The following is a 1,165-nucleotide window of genomic DNA, read 5'->3' on the forward strand; positions in this document are numbered from 1 at the left end:
CGGTTATCTTTCGTATAAATTTCAGAACCCCATACGTCAGTGGTATATCCTTTCAATGTCACCATCCAATCTGCACGACGGAAAATGCCTGCCGAACCATAGTTGTAAACGAAGAATCCCTGTGGAGCCTGTGCCGGTTGAATACCTTCCTTCTTGAAGAAACGCGCATTCGGAGTATCACTATTGCGTATCAGACGTAAATAGTCAGCAGCCAGACCACGATCAAACGTATTTCCCTGACCGGACAAATCGCCGGATAAAGCTATATTGGCAAATGCTTCGATATCATCGCTTCCCATCTTCCCTCCAAAAGGATGACGGCCACTGATTCCGATGCCCCATTCATAGAAATTGCAATAATTGCGCATAGCAATAAAGGCTGATTTCATGTGTTTGCGCGCATCTTCGGTCAGTTCAAAACTTGTACCATTGGTAAATGCAATATATTCTCCTACAGTCGCAAGTACTCCAGTGGTATATCCCGGATAGAAACCGCCATGATGGAAAGTCGTACCGTCTACCTTTATACCACCGATCGTTCCCGGAGTATAACGTATGCCAGGAATCCAACAATTCATCACGTGTTGGAGAGCATGGCTGACGAGTTTCTTGCAGAGCCGCCCAAAAACGCAATGTGGAGAGATAAGCATCCCGATGAGGATGTTTATAGATAGCATCACGCATCAGCCAGGCAGTTGTATATATCTTACGTACCTGATAACCATAATGATGATTGGTACCCATACCGCTACCGTATGCAAATCCCTGATCGATAGCATAGTCGAATACGGTAAAGTAGTTTTTCTTTGATGTTTCGTTCTGGTTATAATAAGCATCATAGGCAAAGCCGGAAAGCATCGTTTCAATATCGTTCCATGACATTTCTCCTTTCTTCTTGTCCTGTTCATCAGGAGCAACAATAGGAGTTCCTATAAATCCCGTCCCAGCGATGGATGGACTGATAGCCGCTTTCTCAAATGTTTTATAGGCAGCATTAATAGGCCCTTGCGGTGCCTTTTTCACTTCAAGAAAATCTGTCAAACGTTGTTCGATAGTCTTCAGCTCCTTCTTTTGTTCGCTTGTCAATTTAGAAGGCAGAGGAATATCATACGACTGTTGTTCCCATTTCCACACGAGACACCAATGCCACAGGTCACGATTAGAC

The 1,165-nt window shown here is 44.2% G+C and carries 1 pseudogene; it reads right to left on the bottom strand.

Annotation, left to right across the window (positions count from 1 at the left end):
• A pseudogene (locus AB5935_RS25915) lies at window positions 1-1,165 on the bottom strand (chondroitinase family polysaccharide lyase); the annotation flags it as partial.

It is taken from the genome of Phocaeicola sp. RTP21198st1_B8_RTP21198_201120, assembly GCF_040929485.1.
GTDB lineage: Bacteria > Bacteroidota > Bacteroidia > Bacteroidales > Bacteroidaceae > Phocaeicola > Phocaeicola dorei.